Here is a 22744-nt window from a genome sequence, read left to right as displayed (position 1 = left end):
CATTTTGAGAAACAAATTGCTTTGTTTCGAGAGATTGAATAACTCAATCTTTTTTTGTTGCGTTTAACCAATGTTAAACGAATTTATTAGCGAATTGACTTCGCAAATGTTTTTGCATCAAGTAAACTTGATGACCCTACACATTTGTTACATCGAAACGTTATTCAGTTTTCAATGATCTACGTCGTTTGACGACTTGATATATACTACATGAATTAATTCATACTGTCAACGACTTCTTGCATTTAAGTTTGAAGTAATTGTTTTCGTAAGTATCAAATATCCTCTTGCGATGTAATCTAGTATAGCATTTTATGACATCGTTCGTCAATAGCCCACTTTTATCATTTATCTCCGAACATTCGCCACAAAAAAAAGAGCTGAAAATATTTCAGCTCATACTAACTAGTTCAATTAAAATAGTGCCAATTGATTCTCATCAGGCATTCCTGTCAAAACGCCATTCTCATCTAAGTAAGTCATCAATGTCTGCGACACACCGCCACGCTGAGCGAGATCTTCTTTAGACAAGAACTCACCTTCACCACGGGCGGCAATGATCCGCTTGGCAACGTTATCACCTAGACCGGGTACCGCATTAAATGGCGCAATCAATGTATCACCATCAATTAGCCATTCCTCGGAGTCCGACTTGTATAGATCAACCATTGAAAAATTAATGCCACGCTCCATCGCCTCATTCGCCAGTTCAAGCACAGTCAGCAGATCTTTGTCCTTAGCACTGGCATCATTACCTTGATGTTTAATCTCTTCAATGCGGGCCTTCAATGCATTAAGCCCACGCGACATTGCCACAATATCAAAATTTGAGGCCCGAACTGAGAAGAATGCTTTGTAATAGAACAAAGGGAAATGAACTTTGAAATAAGCAATTCGAAGCGCCATCAGCACATACGCCGCCGCGTGCGCTCGTGGGAACATATATTTAATCGTCAAACTAGATTCGATATACCATTCCGGCACGCCTGCTGCTCGCATTTCAGCTTGATGTTCATCCGAGATTCCTTTACCCTTACGAACCTTTTCCATAATTTGGAACGATGACTCGGGGTTAACTCCCCAATTAATCAAATCGGTCATGATCTTGTCACGCGTTCCAATCACTGTCGAAATTGTCGCTTGCCCAGTCTCAATTAACTTCTCGGCATTTCCTAACCAAACATCAGTTCCGTGAGATAGACCAGAGATTTGTAGCAAGTCGGTATAAGTCTTCGGATTAGTTTTCTCCAACATCCCTCGTACGAAACCAGTTCCGAACTCTGGCACACCCAAAGTCCCAGTCTTTGAATAGATTTGATCTGGTTCGACACCGAGAGCATCCGTACCAGAGAACAAACTCATAACACCCGGATCATTCATCGGAATCGTTTTTGGATCAATCCCTGAAAGATCTTGCAGCGTACGAATCATTGTCGGATCATCATGACCCAGGATATCCATTTTCAAAATGTTGTCATGAATAGAATGGAAATCAAAGTGGGTCGTCCGCCAAGTTGCATTAACATCATCAGCTGGGAATTGAATTGGCGTGAAGTCATAAATCTCCATGTCATCGGGCACAATCAAGATTCCGGCTGGATGTTGCCCAGTCGTCCGCTTAACTCCCGTTGACCCTAGCGCCAAGCGCTCGATCTCGGCACCTCGGAGGCTTAATTCGTTATCACGTTCATACGCCTTAACATAACCAAAGGCGGTTTTATCAGCAACCGTCGCAATTGTTCCCGCTCTAAAGACATTATTCTCACCAAACAGTGATTTCATGTAATTATGTGCAAACGGTTGGTAATCACCTGAGAAATTCAAATCAATATCAGGAACCTTGTTTCCTAAGAAGCCCAAAAAGGTTTCAAAGGGAATATTATGTCCATCACCAATTAATTTTGTCCCGTCAATTGGGCTAAATTTCTCTGGCAAATCATAGCCGGATTCGAATTCGCGTGGATCCGCAAACTCAACATAGTCACCCTTTTCAGAGCGATAATGTGGTGGTAAAGCATTAACTTCCGTAATCCCTGCTAGCATTGCCACTAGCGAGGATCCAACTGAACCACGCGAACCAACCAAGTAACCGTCCTTATTTGATTTAGAAACTAATCTTTGTGCCACCAAATAAATAACCGCGAAACCATTATCAATAATCGACTTTAATTCGCGCTCAATTCGCGCTTCAATAATCATTGGTAGGGGCTTCCCGTACATTTGATACGCAGTTGCGTAGGTTTTATCCCGAATTTCATCATTGGCGGTTGGCATATTAGGCGGATAATTTCCGCCCTTGATCGCCACGATATCATCGTCGATCATATCAGCAACTAAACGAGTATTGCTAATTACCAATTGGTGCGCCAATTCCGGTCCCATGAACTGATAGTCATCCAACAATTCCTGAGTCGTCCTGAAATGTAACTCTGGTAATTCATAACGATTCAACGGATTCGCTCCACCTTGAGAGGACACCAAAATCTTACGATAAATGTAATCTTCAGGATTTAAGTAATGCACGTCGCCTGTCACAACAACTGGCTTTTCTAATTTTGCACCAATCTCAGTTGCCTGTTGCAACAACTCTCTTAGGCGAGCTTCATTTTTTATTAACTCACCCTCTAGTAACGGTGCATAATTGGCAGTCGGCTGAATTTCGATGAAATCGTAATAGCGGGCTTTTTCAGTCGCTAAAGCAACCCCTTTTTGCATCAAGGCTTCCCAGAATTCACCTGAACTATCACCCGTTCCAACCAAAAGGCCTTCCCGATACTTGTTCAAAAGCGACCGTGGTACACGCGGTACACGGTACAAATACTCTGTGTTAGAAGCTGAAATCAATTTGTAGAGATTCTTAACACCCACTTGCGACTGAACCAACAGAACTGCCTTATTTGGCCGTGCATGTTTCCATGCATTATTCTCAGTCATGTGGGCATTCAGCTGATCATGGTACGCAATCTCATATCGTTCAGCCGCATCTTGCAACAGCACATTATTCAAATGCCCTGTGGTCTCCGAGTCAAAAATCGCTCGGTGATGTTGTTCTAGGACAATCCCAAACTGCTTCGCTAACGTATTCAATCGATATGACCGTTGATTTGGGTGTAAGAAACGCGCCAATGTCAATGTATCAATTACCGAGTTACTAATATTGGGCAAGTCATAACGCAAATACGCCTCCCGCATGAATCCCATATCAAAGGTCACATTGTGACCAACCAAGATTGCGTCGCCGTAAAATTCGCGGAATTCTTTCAAAACTTGCAATTCGGGCTTTGATCCCTTCAACATATCATCCGTAATTGAAGTTAGATTAATAATTGTTTGGCTAAGTGGGAAACCTGGGTCAATGAATTCAGAAAACTCTTCAATCACATTTCCTTTAACCATCTTAACCGCTGATAACTCAATAATCCGATCATAAGCCGCCGATAGTCCAGTTGTTTCCAAATCGAAAATCACATACTCAGCATCACTTAATTTTGTATGCGTGGGGTTAAAAGCAATTGGCTCACCATCTTCAACCAGATTTACCTCGATCCCATAAATCATCTTTAAATCATTTTTCTTAGCTGACGACGCTGCTTCAGGGAAACCTTGCGCTCCAGCAGTATCGGTTACGGCGATTGCATCCATCCCCCAACGCTTCGCCGTTGCAACATAGTCCCCAATTGAATTAGTTGCATCCATCGTCGACATAATCGTGTGCGTGTGCAGTTCAACTCGTTGTTCAGGTCCTTCGTAGAGCTCCATACGTGGTGCGTGCTTAACTACCATCATGTCATAAACATTCATCGTCAAGTCACGTACAAAGGTATCCTCTTGCACTGCTCCACGAGCCCGAATCCACATGCCAGCCTTCATATTTGCAAAGAAAGCCTCATCTTCTTCATCTCGCGAAAACTTCTTCAAAATAAATGATGACGTGTAATCGGTCACCTTCATCGTCATCAATTTACGCTCAGACTTTAACGTCCTGATATCAACAGCAAACACAAAGCCTTCTACAATCACTGAACGCTCTTCACTTTCAATATCGATCATCTTAGTGATCTCAACATTGTCCGCAATCTTGCGTCCTAAACGATCAAGGCCATTGCCCACATCAGTTGTCTCCGCACGTCGTTTTTGGCTTTGCTCAATTTGACTAGCTGCTTGTTGTGCTAGATCGCGATCCTGTTGTGCCCGCATCTCTTGAATTTGAGCCATTGACTCAGCCGCCAATTGATCATCAACCCGCGTCGTAAACAATTGTGTCGCTGTAAATCCGAGTTTGGTATAAGTATCCCTAATGATTGCCAGACCCGTCTTTTCGGCAAAATTCCGCCAAGCATCTGAAGTAAATGATAGAACAAGTTGGTCATCTTCAATCGCTGGCAAAACATTGTTGAAAGCATTCCTAAAAGCACCTGGTTCTTGCTGATGTTGCTGCATCACCCAAGGCCAATACGCTTGAGCCATTGCCAGATTTGGCGTCTGGGACAGCGTTAACGTATAGTCAATTTGGGCGATCTCGGCAAAAGTCGTCCGCATCCCCTGGACTAACGCCGCTAATTCGTTTACTGGTGGTAATTCCGGCATAGCAAAATGAAATTGCCAAGTTTTTGTATCTTCATGGACGGTTAACTTAGTAATCGCTGCGTCTTGCAGTGAGGCTGGTACTTGCTCAGCCCCAATTTGCTGCAATAGAACTTTAAATTGTTCTTGCGCTGTAATAGCCATCACGCCCTCCTTCTGTCACTTAATATCTGTTTTTATTATACCGATAAAATCATTGCGTGGGTAAAGTGCTTAATAAATCTCAACTTTATCAAGATTCATAAAAAAAGAAGCAACCGGCAGTTCTATCGAACTTAGTCGCTTCAATTTCAATTATGCTTCATTAGGCGTGGTTTGACTGTGTAGTAGAATTTCTAGGACGTTTGCTAGTTCATCTGCACGAACTTCAATTGCCTCTTCTGCCTTACGCGTCTTAACTTCCACAATTCCTTCACCAGCTTTTTTACCAATCGTTACTCGAACTGGCAAACCAATCAAATCAGCATCCGCAAATTTGACCCCTGGTCGTTCATTACGATCATCAAGCAAAACTTCGAAACCGGCAGCAGTTAGTTGATCATTCAATTGATCAGCCAAAGCACCTTGCACTTCGTCTTTATACTTCATTGGTACCAAATGAACATCCCAAGGCGCTACTGCAGTGGGCCATGCCAAACCTTGTTCATCAGCGGTTTGTTCTGCAATAGCTGAAAGCAATCGTGACACACCAATTCCGTAAGAACCCATGATAATGTCGGCTTGACGCCCATTATCATCCAAAACTTGGGCACCCATCGTCTTAGAGTAGCGTGTTCCTAACTTGAAGATATGACCAATTTCAATACCCTTGGTAAATTGCAAGTGCCCCTTACCATCGATTGCCAAGTCACCTTCACGTGCCGTGCGAATATCTGCAACTTCGTCAATTCTGAAATCACGTTCAACATTGGCATTTAGAAAGTGGAAGCCAGCTTCATTAGCACCAACCGTAATGTTAACCATATCGGTTACCCATTCATCAGCAATGATCTTAACTTCTTCGCCGACGCCCGTTGGTCCAAGTGAACCAAACGGCGCTCCCAAAATATCGAGAACTTCTTCATCGGTTGCCATTCGAAGCTCATCAGCTTGCAAAAGATTTTGCACCTTAACTTCATTAACTTCATAATCACCACGAATCAGCAACATGATTGGTTGCTCATCTGCGATCATCAAAATGGTCTTAACCAAATTATCGGCTGTCGTTTCAATATACGCAGCTAATTCATCAATCGTTTTTACCTCAGGAGTCGCAATCTTTTCCAAATCGGCTAGTGGCGCGTGTGACTTATTAGCTGTATATAGGTCGCGAGCCATCTCAAGATTAGCCGCATATTCAGACTCGTCAGAATACGCAATAATATCTTCACCCGCTTCGGCCGGAGCTGAGAATTCCTTTGAATCAGAACCACCCATGGCACCTGCATCACCAACAATCACACGGTAATTCAAACCAACGCGATCAAAAATATTAATATAAGCAGCTTCCATATTCCGATAAGTCTCATCAAGGCCCGCCTGATCGACAGAAAATGAATAAGCATCCTTCATAATAAACTCACGCCCACGTAACAAACCGAACCTTGGTCGACGCTCATCGCGGAGCTTTGTTTGGATTTGGTATACCGTCAATGGTAGACGCTTATATGACTTAATATCATCACGAATTAATGCAGTCATCGTCTCTTCATGTGTTGGTCCTAGGATCATATCCCGATCATGCCGGTTTCGGAGCTTGAACAAGTCCGGTCCATAAGACTCATAACGACCTGACTCTTGCCACAATTCAGCTGGCAAAAGCATTGGCGTGGTCATTTCACTGGCGTCAATCCGCTCCATTTCTTCACGGATGATCTTGCTAATCTTGTTCAAGACCCGTTGTGCTAAAGGTAGGTACGCATAAACACCTGCTGTAACCTGGCGAATGTAACCAGCTCGCAACATCATTTGATGGGAAATGACTTCCGCATCTGCGGGTGTCTCACGTAAGGTTGGGATAAAAACCTTTGACTGCTTCATGATTAAACCTCATTTGTTCTCGTTAAAATTTTTCGTTAACTATAATACTACCACATTGCTTGTGCTTAACGGATGAAATATCTAAAGATATCGTTACCAGTCACCGCCAGCATTAGGATCACCAAGAATCCAGCCCCAACAATTGTCACGGTTGTTTCGACCTTCTCCGGAATTGGCTTGCGCATAATTGCCTCAACCAAATTCAATAATAGTTTTCCACCATCCAGACCTGGGATTGGTAACAAGTTCATCAGGCCTAAATTAACTGATAGCCATGCCATGAAAGAAATTACTGATAAAATTCCGAAGGTTGCGACAGTTGCTGTGTTCTTATATATCGACACTGGTCCGCCAAGCTTATTCAAACTAAAGCCACCCTGACCTAAGTTTCGTAAAGCTGACCAAATTGTGGTAAATGCTCGACCAGTGGTTGAAATTCCGTAATTAAGTCGATCTGCAACGGCTGTCGACTGTTTAGGCACAATCCCAACTTGACCATATGTTTGACCATCCTGCTTGACCGCTTTAACCATCACCGATAAATCAACCAATTTTTGGTTGCGTTGAACTTCCAAAGTGACCTTTTTATTGGGCTTGCTTTGAATGGTTTCCTGTAGTTTACTCCACGAGGCGATGTGTTGCCCATTAATAGCCGTAATCTTATCACCGACTTGCAAACCACTTTTGGCCGCCGGCGAATTCTGCTGAACTGTGCCAACAGTTGTCGTTGAAACTCCCGGCATGGCAAAAGCCAAACCAAGAAAAACTACAACAGCCAAGATGAAGTTCATTAAAGGCCCTGCGAAATTAATTAATGCACGTTGCCATAATTTTGCTGATTCAAAGTGAGTATCGCGTGGCGCAATCAATACTTCGGTTCCATCCTGCTCGATCTTAACCGCATCATGATTGACTGCCAATGTGATATAAGTCTGATCGTCTTCTTCCCAATAACCCTGCAGTAATAATTGATCAACTAAATCAGCTTGATCAACGATAAAAGTTCGATTTGCCAGTAAGTCTGTCCGCTCCGATAAATTAATTCGAAGTACTTCTTGATCTTCGACCTGTAGATTAACTGCCATTCCTGGTTGAAGTTCATCTACATCAATCTCAGCGCGACCAGCCATACGCACATAGCCACCTACCGGTAAAATTCTGATTGTGTACGTGACACCACCTTTACGGGTTTGAAATAGCTTGGGTCCCATACCAATTGCAAATTCACGGATCCGAACACCCGCCTTTTTTGCCATCCAGAAATGACCAAATTCATGAACGACAACTAAAATTCCAAAGACAATCAGAAATGCAATTATTCCTGTCATAAATGCTCCTTTTGCGCAAAAAAGCTAGTCATGGTTTCAACCGTGACTAACCTATGTTTGCCTTACTTTAGCAAGCCAAAAATAAACATAATTGGCAAAACAATTAACATCGAATCAAAACGATCCAAGATTCCACCATGACCTGGCAAAATATTCCCCGAATCCTTAACCTTATAAAAACGCTTTAATGCTGATTCAATCAAATCACCAAACTGACCGGCGATTGACAATACCAAAGTGATTAACAACATCGTCGCCCAACCATATGTTTGCGGAAAGAAGAATGTGTAAATTGATACGATTACCGTTGCAATCAAAGTTCCCCCAACTGAACCTTCCCAAGTTTTTTTAGGTGAAATCTTAGTCAAAGGGTGCTTACCAAATTTTCGTCCAACCATATAGGCGGCCGAATCAGTAATCCAGACAATCAAAAGCATGTAGAATAATGTGTCTAATCCCGCATTTCGTGCATCAATGAAGAAATGGAAGCCCAAGCCAACATACAGCATCGCCAAAGTAAACACACCTGCGTCTTCAAAGCTAAAAGAGTTCTTTGCTAAGACTGTGTGGAATAACATTAGCAAGACGAAAATATATAATAGTCCAGCCGGATGTAAGATTGTTGGCAGGCCTTCAAAAAAATTATTTGGCAGGGTGGCAAAAATTGCCCCCAACATCGCCAAAATTGCCCCAAAAGAAACCAGCAACATCCTGCGCATCTGCGCAACTTCACCAACCGCAATTGCTGCAAGCACCGACATCACCACCTGCAACAACCAACCACCATAAAAAATCGTTGGAATAAATAAAGCCAAGGCGATTACCGCCGTAATAACTCGTTGTCTCATAAAACCCCTACCTACTTTACATCACTATTATTTTCTTTAATCCCGCCAAAACGTCGATCACGCATCTGATAAGTAATCAAAGCTTGCTCAAAAACCGCTGGCGTCACCGCTGGCCAATGTTGCTCAATAAACACAAACTCTGCATATGCAAGTTGCCAAAGCATAAAGTTTGATAAACGTTGCTCACCACTCGTCCGAATCAATAAATCAGGATCTGCCAATTCCCCCAAAGGGGCAGTCATCAAACTGTTTGTAATTTGAGTCTCATCAATTTCACTTGCTTCTAGCTCACCAGCCACAACCTTTTGAGCCAATTGCTGGACCCCAGTAATGATTTCAGCGCGTCCACCATAATTGAGCGCGAAATTCAGAACCATTCCCGTATTTTGTGCTGTTTGAGCAATCGCATCATTAACAGCACGCTGTGTATCCGCTGGTAGCTGATCAATGTAACCCATCACTTGTACTTTAACATTATTTTCATTTAACTCCGGCACAAAGGTATCGAAGAAGCGACCAGGTAACTTCATTAGGAAGCCGACTTCATTTGCCGGGCGTTTCCAGTTTTCAGTTGAAAATGCATATAAGGTCAGCGCTTGCACCCCTAGGTCACTGGCAGCCTTTGTAATATCTTTAACTACTTCCATCCCACGCTGGTGACCGGCGACGCGTGGCAACCCTTGTTGCTTAGCCCACCGGCCGTTACCGTCCATGATAATCGCTACGTGCTTGGGGATCCGATCATGATCTAGAGTTAGATTGGTTGAAGTCTGAGTCAACGGCTTCTTTTTAAAGAACATGGATTACTCCTCGCTTCCATCTCATTTATATTTTCTAATCTCACAAAACAAAAAAACATATGACCAAAATCACATGTTTTGCCACTAAATAGTATTATAGCAGTTATATTTCTAACTTGTTACCGTTAAACACCGCTTTCGCTTAGTGTAAACGACCGTCTAATAATGCCTCAATCGTATCCAGAACGCCATTTTCATTGTTATTATTTAGTGCCGTTTGCTTAATTCGATCATGCATAAACGCCTCTGCATTTGGCATCACAAAAGGATATTTAACAAAGCGCAACATCTCAAGGTCGTTTGCATTATCACCGAAGGCGACCATCTCGTCAGGTCTAATATTCAGCGACTTACCTAATTCAACCAGACCAGTCTGCTTGTTAACTCCATGTGCTAAGACGTCAACGGAACCAAATCCCGAACCAGTCGCATGTAATTCGCCTTCAAAGACTGTTCGTAAGGACTTAACTGACTCATAAACCGAGACTGTTGGTGGCCAGACCAAAGATAGCTTGAAGATCTGATCATCAACATCTAATAATTTCTCAACCTGCATCAGATTCGTGTAATATTTCTCTGTTTCAGCCATGATCGAGGCCGGAACATTATTGGAAACATACGCCCCCTTATCACCCGATAAGATAATCAAGTTTTCCATCTTAGCAAAGTTAGCATTATTCCAAGTAATTACCTGGCTCAGTTGCGTTCTTGAAAGGGTTGCCTCTGCTAAAGTCTCCCCACGATACGTTACTAAGGCTCCATTGTCTGAAACATAGTTAATTCTTTCTGGACCAACCTCAGCAAAATAATTCTTCAATTGCCCCAATTGATTCCCCGATGCAGCAACGAATAGAATTCCACGTGCATCCATTTCATCCAACAGCCGACGCATCCGATCATAATCATAAGTCCGATCGTCACGTAGCAACGTTCCATCCATATCAGTTGCGATTAATTTTAAAGTCATTGCTCCCCCTTCCAACCACGGAAAACTAGCCATTTTGACAGAACATAATTACTAATAATTACAAAAATATTCTGAATAATGTTCCAAATAAAGTCATTTTGATGCAAAGCATGTACCCCAAAACTCAAAATCAGCGCACCAATAATTCCGGTTACGATCCGCGCCGTAAAGAAACGCAAAATCTCACGTATGATTTTGACAGCGCCTGTCGATTTTGAAGTAAATACCCAAATGCGATTAGTCCAATAAGCAAACAAAACCGAAAGGAGCCACGCAACCCAATATGAAATTTGAGGGGTTCCACCCATCAAGCGACTAACAACCCAATAAATGATGATATTGATGACCGTTGTTAGGCCACCAAAAATCAAATACATCAGTTGCTCTTGATACTTACCAATCAACATTTTTAATTTGTACATGCCAAACTCTTTTCTATATAATTCAATTAAGTATTATACCAATCTTGGGGCAAATCTGCCTAACTTTGTTAAAATATCATAGACAGCTTAAAGAAAGGCACTCTAAATGGACCACAATTATCAAGCTCCCCCACAGACAAATGGCGGACCAAATCCCACAATTAAAAGGAAACCAACTAAAAATACTTGGCGTAACTTCCCATACATATCATTATTATTAGCAACCATTTCACAGCTCTTGATCTGGTGGATCTACCCCTTGATTTACTCTAAAAATCTCGAAGGTGGTCAGTGGCAGGAAAATCCACTCCTGTTATTTTATAGTGTCGTATGTGCAGTTGTAATCTTTTCAACCTTCCGTCGTGGACTAACCGACTGGAAGAACTATTTGATCTTATTGATTCCGGCTCTATCACTTTACTTCCTATATCGCCGGATGTCTGGTCAACAAGTTCTATTGGTCGCCTTACTCCCAATTGCGTTAGTCTTAATTCAATCAAAATGGCTGAATTTGCAAAACATTCTCGGCTTAATTATGTTTTCCGGAGTGGCAACAGTTACCTTTCCGGTAACCATCTTCTATCAGCAAAATACCTACCTAACGATCCCGTTTCTACTCAGCCTGCTCCCCCTACTGCTGTCATATTTATTTTACATGAGCAGCCTCTTTGTTACACAGGGTTCTGAGATGCGCCTGACAGCTTTAGTATTTGGGATCATGCTTTTGTTGAACGTTCTATCACTACCTTGGAATATCTGGACAATTTTGGCAAGCCTAATTATTATCTTTACTTGGATGATCTTAATTAATCTAAATCTAAAACGACGCTATCGTTTTGGAGTTTACGCTGTTCTACAAATGATTACCGTCATGTTAATCTTCTTACAACAAAAATAATTTCAAAAAAGCCAAGGTAAGCATTACCTTGGCTTTTATTTATTCTGTGATTTTTAATACTGAGATCATTGGTAAATTACGATAATGTTCATTATAATCCATCCCATAACCCACCAAAAACTCATCAGGGACTCGAATTCCAACAAAATCCGGATCAACCCCTGCCTCTGTCATGGTAACTCGTTTATCAGTTGCCACAGCGATGTAGACTTGCTCGGCACCACGTTCTAGAAAATTAGCTTTTAGATTTTGCAAGGTCAAACCTGTATCAATGACCTCATCTAAAATCACCACCGTCCGACCCGCAAGTTGTGTGTGTAGATCCTGCACAATCTTGACTTGACCAGTTGAACTTTCACCATCATAAGATGATACATCAATGTAGTCAGACTCAATGTCAAAATCGCTGGCTAATCGCCGTAACAAATCCGCCATCCAGATGTATGATCCTTCCATGACACCAACAAATAAAGGTCGCTCAACTCCAGCTAACGTCTGCCGTAATTCCGTTGCGACACGTTCAACCATGCGATCAATTTCTTCAGCTGTCACAACCACCCGATCCAAGGTCATTTCCATAGTTTCACCTCGCTCTAATCCGCCCAAATATCGAATAAGACGTTTGTTTGTTCGTTTGATGGTCCTACCGCAAAGGTATACAATGGTACACCAATCAATTCTTCAACTCGATGTAAATAGCGTTGCGCATTCTCTGGTAGTTCATCTCGTGATCGAACACCTGTGATATCCTCATCCCAACCAGGAAGTTCCTCATAAACTGGTACTGCATTTTGAACGTCGATTAACGAAGCAGGATAATGCTCAATCCGTTCACCATTCAGCTCGTACGCAACCGCAATCTTAAGTGTTGTAAGCCCTGATAAGACATCTAACGAGTTCAACGATAAATGTGTAAAACCACCAACCCTTGCAGCATGGCGCAAAACAACCGTATCTAACCAGCCAATCCGGCGAGGTCGCTTGGTCACAACGCCATATTCATGACCAATTTCACGGATCCGTGCCCCAACTTCATCAAACAGTTCCGTTGGAAAAGGACCATCCCCCACACGTGATGTATAAGCTTTCGCGACGCCCACAACTCGATTGATCTTTGTTGGCCCGATCCCAGCACCAATCGTGGCACCACCGCCCACCGGTGATGATGATGTCACATAGGGATAGGTTCCGTGGTCGATATCCAGCATGGCACCCTGAGCGCCTTCAAGGAGCACTCTTTGTTGCTTGTCCAAGTAGTCATTTACCAAAACTCCGGTGTCACTGATGAATTCTTTCAATCTTTGGCCATAGGCCGCAAATTCCGTTACTAACTGATTAAGATCAACTGGTGCATGATCATACAACTTAACCAAAATTTCATTCTTTTCTGCCAAGACCGCTTCAAGCCGCATCCTCAACGTTTCCTCGTCCAGTAAATCGACCATCCGAATCCCTGTGCGAGCTGCTTTGTCCATATAGGCTGGTCCAATTCCGCGACCAGTTGTACCAATCTTACCGGCACCTTTACGTTGGTCAGCCAGCTGATCCAACAAAATATGATAAGGGAAAATTACATGTGCACGATCCGAAATTCGTAGGTTTTTTGCTGGAATCCCTTGGGCTTGAATGGCATGTAATTCTTCCAATAAAGCCTTAGGATTAACAACTGAACCATTTCCAATTACGGCCAATTTATTTGCATCAAAAATCCCTGATGGAATTGAAGAAAGTTCAAATTTTTTGCCCTCAACGTAAATTGTATGCCCTGCATTATTACCACCCTGATATCGCACTACCACATCAGCCTCACGGGCAATGAAATTAGTGATTTTGCCCTTACCTTCATCACCCCATTGACTTCCGACAACCACGATTCCTGCCATGTTTATGTAACCTCTCTACCTTTTCAAAGGTTTGAACATTTTATTTAAAAGCCGAACATTATTAATATTTAACAACAAAATTTATTATACCGAAGAAAAAGGCATCTTTCAAGTGCATTGTTCGTCTTTAAGGAAATTAAAGTTCTTATATATCGAATAAAGTTCGATTTTAGTTTGACTATCAAGCATTATTGACTATAATTATCATTGTTTCCAGAACATTACTCAATTATTAGGAGTTCCCTTCATGAACAGTATCGCTCAATATTTCCAGTTTGATATCCTAAAGACGAACTATCGCACTGAATTCATTGCCGGATTGACGACTTTCGTTTCAATGAGTTATATCCTTTTCGTTAATCCCACGGTCCTCGGTGCAGCCGGAATGGATAAAGGAGCAGTCTTTGTCGCAACTGGTCTCTCGGCCGCAATTGCGACCCTCTTCATGGGAATCATTGCTAAATACCCAATGGCAATCGCCCCGGGACTTGGTGTGAATGCCTTCTTTACCTATTCAGTCGTGATTGCTTTAAAGGTGCCTTGGGAAACAGCAATGGCCGGCGTCCTAATTGCCGCATTAGTTTTTCTATTTCTAACCTTCTTTGGCATTCGCGAAAAAATCATTAACTTAATCCCTCAGGATTTGAAAATTGCAATTTCAGCCGGAATTGGCCTATTCATTGCTTTTATCGGTTTGGCTAACGCCGGTATTATCACTAAAAACCCCGACACAATGGTGTCACTCGGTCAGTTAACAACCCCTACCGTTCTACTTGCAATCTTTGGTGTCATCATCACCTTCATTCTAATTTCACGACGAGTTCCGGCGGCAATCTTTATCGGGATGATTCTTTCAACGATTGCTGGTCTCTTAACTGGCCTAGTTAACCTTCCAACGGCCTTTGTCTCACCAATTCCCTCATTGGCGCCAACTTTTGGCAAAAGTATCGCTCATTTAACAGACATCAACAGTTTTCAATTATTTACAGTAGTGCTAGTCTTTTTGATTGTTACTTTTTTCGATACTGCTGGGACCATGATTGGTTTGGCCACACAAGCTGGATTTATGAAAGACGGTGAGTTACCTCGTGCTGGTCGGGCCCTATCAGCTGACGCTATTGGTATGACGATTGGCGCAATCCTTGGAACCTCACCAACTTCGGCCTATGTTGAATCATCCGCTGGAATCGCCGTTGGTGGACGTTCTGGCTTTACTTCCGTGATCACAGGTCTGCTCTTCATTGTCGGCCTGTTCTTCTCACCACTACTTGGCATGATCACACCACAAGTTACCGCTCCCGCCCTGATCGTCGTCGGGGTACTGATGGCTGAGAATTTACGTCATATCCATTGGGACGACTTTGCCATTGCTGCCCCAGCTTTCCTAATTGTTTTGGGGATGCCACTGACCTACTCAATCTCCGATGGAATTGCATTGGGCTTCGTGCTCTATCCGATTATGATGATTGCCAATAAACGATCTCGTGAGCTACATCCATTTATGATTGCCTTGGCGGTGATCTTCCTATTTTTCTTATTTGTCATTACCAGACAATAAAAAAAGCTGAAGCAGTTTCTCGCTGCTTCAGCTTTTTTATCGATCACGTTCTTGGAATCCAGCAGCTAATGCCTGCTGTTCTTGACGGTAATTGTTAACCGCTCCGTCAACAATTCCAGGTTCAAAATGTTCCAACACATTACCAAGCGTCGTTAACGCTCGATCATATTCATATTGTTTTTCATAGAAATAACGCGCCTGTTGCGTTGCTTGAACAACTGCTGAATGATTGCGGTAATCCAGTGCTTTTCGAACCAAACGTTCTGTCACCGCTGCATTTTCAATCAAGGTATCCGTCTTCTCTTGTAGCGTATCCATATCAGCGGCAACGATACTCAACTGACGTTGGGCATCATCGACGTTAACCCTAGTCAGTGAGACCTGTTGCTTCAAACGTTGCAATTCATCACTGGCGGCATAAAAAGTGCTTAGGTAAGCGTCAGGCACTCCTGGCAAACTTTGGCGTTCAACGTTTCGTTGAATCTGACGTAACTTATCCGTTAGAACCATGACGCGGTTACGCGCTTGCTGCAAGATTGCTGGCATCTCACGCATTGTTTCCCACATTTCAATTTGTTCACGTTCAATGTTTTCCAAACGTTCATTGGCTTCCTTTTGAGGAGCTAACATTTCTGAATAAATTGCTTCATGGTTTTTAATTGCCTTGTCAATCTGCGTTAACTGCTTATCAACATTGCCAAGCTGGATTTCCCATGACCTTACCAAACCAGCTTCATCCTTTGAAAAGACAAAGTCTTGGTTCAAACGATCAAGTTCAATATACAGGTCATGATTTTGCCGTTTATTATGATGCCAATATTCACGTAGATTTTCTTGACTTGCCAGAACCTGGCGTTGTGCCTCACCTTCACGTTCGAGGATCTCATAAAGCTCCTCGATTCGAGCCTCTAGTTGCTCATTATGCTCAGCAACCTTTTTCAAAGTTAGTTCTGCCAGAAGGTCCATTGTCTGAGCTTGATCTTTTCTAATCTCAGCCAATTCAGTTGGCAAATCTTCAACAAAGCGGAAACCTGCTGCAATCATTGCATCGTAACTCGCTTGAATCTCATCGAGTTGGGCAGGTACTTTTTCGTCAAGCACTTGGAACAAAGCCGGAATCTTGTCAATTCGCTCCTCTAACTGAGTGGTTTCCATCCCCAACGTCTCATAAATTCCAGACGCAGTTGCATGGTCACCTTCTTCTGTTAGCCGCGCAAATTCAGCAAAGTCGTCTTCGAGCGCGCCAAGAATTTCTTCCAGCTTCTCAACCGCTGGTCCAAAATTGAAGCTTTGTGACAACAAGACCTTGCGGAGCTCTTGGTACTTGCCCTCTAACTCTTTTACGGCCTCTTTATGCGCTGTATCGAGTTCTGCTAAATCCTGCAAACCTTGCGTAACTGTCGCGATGGTTGCTTCGGCGTTCGCCAAAAGATCTTGTAACGCACGCATTTCACGACGCGTCTTCACAAAGTTTAAACCTTGAGACTCATACAAAACTTCATTTGCTTGATTATCAACAGCATTAAAGCCAGCTGTTTCTAGTTGATTATAACGATCTTCGAGCGCTTGAAATTGCTTCAACGTCTGCCCGGTCAGGCTCATCTTACGACCTTCAACAAGGCGATCGCGCATTGGAATCGCAACTAACTCTTCCTTATGTGCTAACATTTTCGCAACTTTACGTGCTGTCATGCGTTGTGATATAAAAATTAGTAAGTAAATTGCCGCCGCAACCACGATGACGCCAATCACAATATGTCCTATTTGTGTCATATACGATTTATCTAGTGGTGCCCCCTGACCACAACTCCTTTTACTCGGGATAATGATAAGTACAGCCTATCATGCTCTTTGACATCCATGTGGATTTTGCGCATTTCTTAGTGCTTGCTTTGGGAGTTTAATATTTACTTAATATAGTCGGCATTTTCAAAAAGGGTCGTTAGCTGATTTGCCTATTCCTGCCACGTTCAGAACCCCTTTAACATATCTATAAAAAAGATGGAGCTACCAACATTTAACCTGTCGGTAGCTCCATTATTTTAGATAACTTACTTCAATAAAAACTACATTTCACCAGACAACTCAACCAAGATTTTAACTTGCGCCTTATCCTCAGTTAAGGTCACGAAACCTTCATCAACGATTTGATCAAGTTCAATCTTTTTCGTAACAATATCTTGCGGCTTCAACGAGCCATTTGCAATCAAATCGATTGTCTGTTGGAAGGAAGCATCAGAATAAGCGATGGTTGAGGTCAACTTAACACCAGAGTTAGTCAACTTCATTGGATTAAAATCAAAGCCCTTAGCAAAGATTGAAACGACCACCACTGTTCCACGTGCCCGCGTCACATCAATCGCTGAATTCAACGCAGGTCCAACACCAGCAACTTCAAAGGTTGCATCCACGCCACGACCAAGTTCATCATGGACAACCTTAATTGGATCATGATCTTGTAGATTATATACAGATGCTCCTAGTTCAGCGGCCTTTGCCAAACGCACTGCTGAGAAGTCAAACATAAAGATTTTACTTGCACCAGCGGCCTTAGCTGCCAACAAAGTTACCAAACCAATTGGTCCAGCACCAAAGATTGCTACGGTGTCACCAAACTTCATTCCAGATTCTTTAACGGCTTGCACACCAACGGCGGTTGGCTCAACCAACGCACCTTCTTGCAAGGTCAAATTGGCTGGCAAAGTGTAAACGTTCGTCTCTGGAGCGTTGACATATGATGTAAAGCCACCATCACTGTGCAAACCAATAAATGAGAAGCCATCATATACGTCAAGATCAGGTTGATTCTGACGGTGGGTCAAAGTTGGGTTAACCACTACCCGATCACCAACTTGATATTTTGTGACTGCTGAGCCAACTGCCTCAACAATTCCCGCAAATTCATGTCCCATTGTTAATGGGGCAACTTCACCGGTAATTGCATCCGGTTGGTCCATCGGAACAAAGACTGGTCCGGCTTCATATTCGTGTAAATCTGAGCCACAAATTCCAGCCCAGGCTACCCGAATCGTTAACTCATCTGAACGAAGCGCCTTTAATTCCCGTTCTTCAACACGAATATCGCGCAATCCATGATATACAGCTGCTTTCATGATACACAATCCTCCATTTTAACCATGTGCAAATAACATTGTCTCTTAAACCATTTTCTTTCAGCAATGGTTCATCAATTTAGATTGTAGCATCAATCACAAGTGTGGGATGAAAGATGCCTTATTCATCCGTTTTATGGGACTATATCGCTTTCTACCAGACGATTCCAGACCTTTGGACAGTAAAAAAAGCAGACACATGGTTGTGCCTGCTTTTATGCTACCTACTTATTTACTAACTCAGTTCAGCTCACCGTAAACCGTCTTCGTTTGATAAAGCCACTTTGTGACATCATCTTGCAAGACCGTTTTAAACTGAATTTTCTTCAAGAAAGCGGGCTTACCATCATTATCAGGTAAATTATCCCACTCTGATTCCTCCATCTGTGAATTAGCTTTTAAATCACCGATGTAATCAATATGATCACTTCCGATTTCATAATTGCGGTAAACGCGCTCCAAATCGGATAATTGAACACCCCACTTGATTGCATAAACTTCCAATTGCCCCAAGGCTACCTCGGCTACAAAGGCCCGATAATTCTCTTCAATCGTCAACTTTGCTTCAAGCAGGTCATGATCGACAATTTCATTCATAAAGCGTTGGAGCAAATCGGCATTATCTTTGTCACCGTAACTACGTAGTTTCATAATCGCTTCGTTAATCAGGCGCAAATTCTCTTGATTGTCGTCCATTTGACTTCCAGTACCACCGGCAACTTTGCCAATTAAGCGGATAATTTCATCAAATGTGACAACCTGGGTATCGACAAGTTTAACGTCGCCTAACTCTTCAGGATCATCCGCTTCGCCTAGTTCAGTCGGGTCGCTCAAATTACGATAAGCTCCCACGTACTTTAACCAAGTCTCCTCGCTGAAAGGTAATCGCTTATCGCCAATCCCTTCCCAGCTAAACTCATAATATTGTTGCAGACGTGCTAAATATCCGCTCCTTCATATCTCATTTCAAAACTTGACTCATCAACGCCGGATGCTGCGATGAAAGTCAAATATTCAGCAGCCACGCCTTTGGCTACTTCTCTTTTGCCTTTTTTATCCAAGTAAATAATCTCCCTGCTCAATTATTAGATTGCCACTTTATTTTGTGATTATAATATCATATCAAAAACACTATATTTCAAAGCCACCCTCAAGTATAAAGCGTCTTAAAATATCATCTACTTTAATATTAACTTGGAAAGCTTTTATCATTTGTCCTTCAATTTGCCCAATGTAACCTCGGGCTTTAGTTTTATCAATAGTGTTTTTCAATTCATCAAATAGTCCAAACTCATTGATATTCGTTTCATTAATGCTTCGATTCATCATCTCCCGCAATTTACTTTCATCAAGTCCCAAAGCCTCTGATAATTTATGGATTTGGTCTTTCTTCGCTTGAGCCTGATATTCGTTAATATATTCTCTTAGCGTTTTCGTCTCATCCACTTGAATGCTTCCACGTTGAATATCATGCAAGAAAATATTGGCATATTTCTGTTCTTCTTGAGTCAAAGTAGCAAAAGTCTTATGAAGCTCATTTAACGCTTCTTCTGCATTTCCTGACTCAAGAGCCTTCAAGTATTTAGTGAATCTGCTATTCATATAATTCGAATCAATTACCCCTGTATCATATTCAGTAATATGGCCATCCAAATCAAACGGAATTGCTTCTGCACTATCACCACCTCCACCAGTTCCTAGTTCTTTATATCTCAAAACTAATATTTGGTAGGTTGTCTCATCGAGTTTCATTATGACAGCTGTTTTTGCCTTACCTTGGCCATGACTAAATTCGTATTTGGGTTGACTCCATTTAAAGCCCTGGATAGTAACAGCTTCGAGAAAATCATTGAATCCCTTAAAGAGTTTAGCAAACTTAGCTTTCTCTTCTCTTTCAGGTGGGAGTTTCTCAAAATTCTTCACTCCTGCCTTCTCAAATAAATCCTTAATTTCTAAGAACAAATCATTCATTTTTATCAAATTTGATTCTAGCTTATCCACAAATAAATCTATTGGCTTATCACCAGAATAAAGTTTCAAAGCATCTGACACATTTCTTTCCATCGTGAAAGGTTTTCTATAATAACGAATTGAACCAAATGGTTTATCTGGTCCAAACAAGCGGTTGGTACGAGAAAATGCCTGAATAATATTTTCGTATTTCATCAACTTATCCATGTAAAGCGTATTTATCCATTTTGAATCAAAACCTGTCAGCATTTGGTCAACAACAATCAATAAATCTATTTGCTTTTCTGGTTCTTGATGAATACGCATATAAGCATTCTTATGAGCAAGTCTATCTGCAATATCTTCTTTGAACTTAGAATGAGTTGAGATCCCATAACCTTGTGGTGAGTGGTATCTTTTATTATAATCATCAATTATCTCAGCCAGCCCATCTTCCTTATACTGAACTTTTGCCCCACCATCATTATCGATATTAGGATCAAATAAGGCTGTAACTTTCAAATCAGGCTTTTCATGCTTCAAAAGACGATAATATTTAATAGCTTCTTTAATACTATCAGTGGCAAAAATTGCATGAAATTTTCCGTTTTGTGATAATCTCATCCAATTATCAAGAATGTCGCTAACAACGGTATTTTGATGCTTTGACCCCACCAAAAGTTTATCACTTTCTGAGTACAATTCGTCTAAGCCAGAATATTGTGTCTTTGGAAGATAATCCTCAATTCCCTTTTGGTAACCACCGAAATCATCTTCATAGCCAGCCATCTTAATTTCACTGCCAGCTCCTGTATATTTAAGATAGATTTTTTTCTTTGCAGGCTCTGCATAGGCTTCTTCTTCAGTATTAGCTTTTGCTTCACTTAATCCAACAGCTTTACGAATGTCTCTTTCTTTAAATGTCAAGACCCTTGAGGGGTCAAAACCTAATACATTTTTATCTCTTATACCATCTGCAATGGTGTAACGATGAAGTTCATCACCAAAAATCGTTGATGTTGTACTTTTCTTTCGCTCATTTTCGCCTTTAATCGGTGTCCCAGTAAAGCCGAAAAGAATTGCATTAGGGAAAGTGTCCTTAATGTTCCGTAACATATCACCAAAAGTGGAACGGTGTGCTTCATCAATGATAAAGACAATCCGTTTTTTTGCCATGATTTCAACATCTTTAGAATTAACGCCCTCTTCTTCTTTGATATTGCTCATTTTTTGAATAGAAGTGACGATTAGTGTATTTGCTGTTTTCGTACTTTTCATCTTTGTTACAAGTACGTGAACAGTCTCTGTAGCTTGGACATCATCTTTATCATCAGCAAATCCACGATAATCATTTAATGACTGATTTCCTAGCTCAATTCTGTCCATTAAGAAAATTACTTTGTCTGCATCTTTTGAATTAGAGATAAGTTGAGCAGACTTAAAACTAGTCATTGTTTTACCTGATCCTGTAGTATGCCAAATATATCCGCCTAGCTGATTAGATGAATTCCATTTCGCCATTGCCACTTTGTCAGAAATACTGCTTGCTGCCCAGTACTGGTAGCTCCTCATGACTTTCAAAACACCGTCAGTTTTATCAGCAACAGTATAGAATCCAATAAGCTGATGAGCCATAGGAATAGAAAGCAAACTAGACGCAATGGCTTTCCAGTCATTCACTAATTCATTATTAAAGTCTTCCCAATGAAAAAAGTAATCTGGATCAAAATACCCCTCAGGGCCTGGATTTGCAAAATATAAAGTCTCATTTGGCTCCATTGCTACAAATATTTGCACTAGAGAAAACAATCCAGTAAAAATTCCCTCATTAGAATATTTCTCTATCTGATTGGCAGCCTGTTTCGCCGATACACCTGTCCGTTTTAGCTCAACATGAATTACGGGCATTCCATTGATAAGCAACATGATATCTCCACGCCTGTCGTTTAGAAGTGGTGATTTCGTGGGGAATTTAGGCTGTTGAACAATCTGATAGCGGCTTTGTCCAGCTGCAATTTCTTGTCTATCGTATATTTTCAAACTGACTTCTTTACCTAAATGGAGTTCATCATCAGGATTATCTCGAGTGATAGAGATGGTTTTCCCATTGATAAACCCATTGAGGCGAAGCGGTGTACGCAAAGTATTAATTTGCTCAATAATTTGTTCCATCTCGGTCTCCGTTAATGGATGACCATTTAGTCTATCAATTTCCTTATTGTTATCATACAAAATTTGAGCCCAGTTTTTTTTGAGATCATCCTCTGTTGCGTTTTTTAGAACAATATTTTCCCAACCTTTATTGACAAGAATTTTGATCAAGGCTTCCTCAAAATCGGCTTCTTTTATAAATACATCCATTTAGATGTACCTC

The 22744-nt window shown here is 41.7% G+C and carries 16 protein-coding genes; 2 read left to right on the top strand and 14 right to left on the bottom strand.

What is annotated here, in order from left to right:
• Positions 1-414: 414 nt before the first annotated feature.
• The 7 genes from ESZ50_RS02880 to ESZ50_RS02850 all read right to left on the bottom strand — a co-directional run bounded on the left by ESZ50_RS02880 (position 415) and on the right by ESZ50_RS02850 (position 10968).
• A complete protein-coding gene (locus ESZ50_RS02880; protein ID WP_148622101.1) occupies positions 415-4728 on the bottom strand; it encodes a PolC-type DNA polymerase III in 4314 nt (1437 codons plus the stop codon).
• Positions 4729-4878: 150 nt separating this feature from the next.
• Positions 4879-6603 carry a proline--tRNA ligase gene (locus tag ESZ50_RS02875; protein WP_148622100.1) on the bottom strand — a complete coding sequence of 575 codons (1725 nt, stop codon included), beginning with the start codon at positions 6601-6603 and terminating at the stop codon, positions 4879-4881.
• Between the two features lie 65 nt (positions 6604-6668).
• Positions 6669-7931, bottom strand: a complete 1263-nt coding sequence (gene rseP, locus ESZ50_RS02870) for an RIP metalloprotease RseP (RefSeq protein ID WP_148622099.1) — start codon at positions 7929-7931, stop codon at positions 6669-6671.
• Between the two features lie 62 nt (positions 7932-7993).
• On the bottom strand, positions 7994-8779 hold the full coding sequence (locus tag ESZ50_RS02865) for a phosphatidate cytidylyltransferase (protein ID WP_148622098.1): 786 nt from the start codon (positions 8777-8779) through the stop codon (positions 7994-7996).
• An 11-nt stretch (positions 8780-8790) separates the two neighbouring features.
• Complete coding sequence (locus ESZ50_RS02860) at positions 8791-9579, bottom strand: undecaprenyl pyrophosphate synthase (RefSeq protein WP_148622097.1); 789 nt, start codon at positions 9577-9579, stop codon at positions 8791-8793.
• Positions 9580-9721: 142 nt separating this feature from the next.
• A complete protein-coding gene (locus tag ESZ50_RS02855; RefSeq protein WP_148622096.1) occupies positions 9722-10546 on the bottom strand; it encodes a Cof-type HAD-IIB family hydrolase in 825 nt (274 codons plus the stop codon).
• Positions 10543-10968 carry a GtrA family protein gene (locus tag ESZ50_RS02850; RefSeq protein ID WP_148622095.1) on the bottom strand — a complete coding sequence of 142 codons (426 nt, stop codon included), beginning with the start codon at positions 10966-10968 and terminating at the stop codon, positions 10543-10545. Before ESZ50_RS02850 ends, ESZ50_RS02855 begins: the two co-directional genes overlap by 4 nt.
• A gap of 106 nt (positions 10969-11074) precedes the next feature.
• On the opposite strand from ESZ50_RS02850, the gene ESZ50_RS02845 reads away from it, so the two are divergent.
• Positions 11075-11866 carry a hypothetical protein gene (locus tag ESZ50_RS02845; RefSeq protein ID WP_148622094.1) on the top strand — a complete coding sequence of 264 codons (792 nt, stop codon included), beginning with the start codon at positions 11075-11077 and terminating at the stop codon, positions 11864-11866.
• A gap of 39 nt (positions 11867-11905) precedes the next feature.
• Here the strand turns inward: ESZ50_RS02845 and ESZ50_RS02840 are convergent, their stop codons facing one another.
• Together ESZ50_RS02840 and ESZ50_RS02835 are read right to left on the bottom strand one after the other, a co-directional pair.
• Positions 11906-12445 carry a phosphoribosyltransferase gene (locus ESZ50_RS02840; protein WP_148622093.1) on the bottom strand — a complete coding sequence of 180 codons (540 nt, stop codon included), beginning with the start codon at positions 12443-12445 and terminating at the stop codon, positions 11906-11908.
• 14 nt (positions 12446-12459) lie between these two features.
• Complete coding sequence (locus ESZ50_RS02835) at positions 12460-13749, bottom strand: adenylosuccinate synthase (RefSeq protein WP_148622092.1); 1290 nt, start codon at positions 13747-13749, stop codon at positions 12460-12462.
• 247 nt (positions 13750-13996) lie between these two features.
• Here ESZ50_RS02835 and ESZ50_RS02830 point away from each other — a divergent pair, with 247 nt between their 5' ends.
• Positions 13997-15307: an NCS2 family permease gene (locus tag ESZ50_RS02830; RefSeq protein ID WP_148622091.1), complete on the top strand. Its 1311-nt coding sequence runs from the start codon at positions 13997-13999 to the stop codon at positions 15305-15307.
• A 36-nt stretch (positions 15308-15343) separates the two neighbouring features.
• Here ESZ50_RS02830 and ESZ50_RS02825 read toward each other — a convergent pair whose 3' ends face one another.
• From ESZ50_RS02825 to ESZ50_RS02805, 5 genes are all read right to left on the bottom strand, one after another.
• Complete coding sequence (locus ESZ50_RS02825; protein ID WP_148622090.1) at positions 15344-17080, bottom strand: septation ring formation regulator EzrA; 1737 nt, start codon at positions 17078-17080, stop codon at positions 15344-15346.
• 293 nt (positions 17081-17373) lie between these two features.
• Positions 17374-18420 carry a 2,3-butanediol dehydrogenase gene (locus ESZ50_RS02820; RefSeq protein ID WP_148622089.1) on the bottom strand — a complete coding sequence of 349 codons (1047 nt, stop codon included), beginning with the start codon at positions 18418-18420 and terminating at the stop codon, positions 17374-17376.
• Between the two features lie 240 nt (positions 18421-18660).
• Complete coding sequence (locus ESZ50_RS02815) at positions 18661-19320, bottom strand: type I restriction endonuclease subunit R, EcoR124 family (RefSeq protein ID WP_246111499.1); 660 nt, start codon at positions 19318-19320, stop codon at positions 18661-18663.
• Between the two features lie 38 nt (positions 19321-19358).
• Complete coding sequence (locus ESZ50_RS11905) at positions 19359-19481, bottom strand: hypothetical protein (RefSeq protein WP_281282877.1); 123 nt, start codon at positions 19479-19481, stop codon at positions 19359-19361.
• A 70-nt stretch (positions 19482-19551) separates the two neighbouring features.
• Positions 19552-22731 (bottom strand): type I restriction endonuclease subunit R, encoded by a 3180-nt coding sequence (locus ESZ50_RS02805; RefSeq protein WP_148622087.1) that lies wholly within the window; start codon positions 22729-22731, stop codon positions 19552-19554.
• Positions 22732-22744 lie beyond the last annotated feature (13 nt).

This window comes from Weissella muntiaci, from assembly GCF_008107635.1.
Lineage (GTDB): Bacteria > Bacillota > Bacilli > Lactobacillales > Lactobacillaceae > Weissella > Weissella muntiaci.
The sequence above is the reverse complement of the archived record's forward strand: the minus strand, read 5'-3'. Positions and strand labels throughout refer to the sequence as shown.

Coding starts and splice junctions, on each gene's coding strand:
- ESZ50_RS02880 (WP_148622101.1), bottom strand. CDS start 4,728: ATGGCTATTACAGCGCAAGAACAATTTAAAGTTCTATTGCAGCAAATT.
- ESZ50_RS02875 (WP_148622100.1), bottom strand. CDS start 6,603: ATGAAGCAGTCAAAGGTTTTTATCCCAACCTTACGTGAGACACCCGCA.
- rseP (WP_148622099.1), bottom strand. CDS start 7,931: ATGACAGGAATAATTGCATTTCTGATTGTCTTTGGAATTTTAGTTGTC.
- ESZ50_RS02865 (WP_148622098.1), bottom strand. CDS start 8,779: ATGAGACAACGAGTTATTACGGCGGTAATCGCCTTGGCTTTATTTATT.
- ESZ50_RS02860 (WP_148622097.1), bottom strand. CDS start 9,579: ATGTTCTTTAAAAAGAAGCCGTTGACTCAGACTTCAACCAATCTAACT.
- ESZ50_RS02855 (WP_148622096.1), bottom strand. CDS start 10,546: ATGACTTTAAAATTAATCGCAACTGATATGGATGGAACGTTGCTACGT.
- ESZ50_RS02850 (WP_148622095.1), bottom strand. CDS start 10,968: ATGTACAAATTAAAAATGTTGATTGGTAAGTATCAAGAGCAACTGATG.
- ESZ50_RS02845 (WP_148622094.1), top strand. CDS start 11,075: ATGGACCACAATTATCAAGCTCCCCCACAGACAAATGGCGGACCAAAT.
- ESZ50_RS02840 (WP_148622093.1), bottom strand. CDS start 12,445: ATGGAAATGACCTTGGATCGGGTGGTTGTGACAGCTGAAGAAATTGAT.
- ESZ50_RS02835 (WP_148622092.1), bottom strand. CDS start 13,749: ATGGCAGGAATCGTGGTTGTCGGAAGTCAATGGGGTGATGAAGGTAAG.
- ESZ50_RS02830 (WP_148622091.1), top strand. CDS start 13,997: ATGAACAGTATCGCTCAATATTTCCAGTTTGATATCCTAAAGACGAAC.
- ESZ50_RS02825 (WP_148622090.1), bottom strand. CDS start 17,080: ATGACACAAATAGGACATATTGTGATTGGCGTCATCGTGGTTGCGGCG.
- ESZ50_RS02820 (WP_148622089.1), bottom strand. CDS start 18,420: ATGAAAGCAGCTGTATATCATGGATTGCGCGATATTCGTGTTGAAGAA.
- ESZ50_RS02805 (WP_148622087.1), bottom strand. CDS start 22,731: ATGGATGTATTTATAAAAGAAGCCGATTTTGAGGAAGCCTTGATCAAA.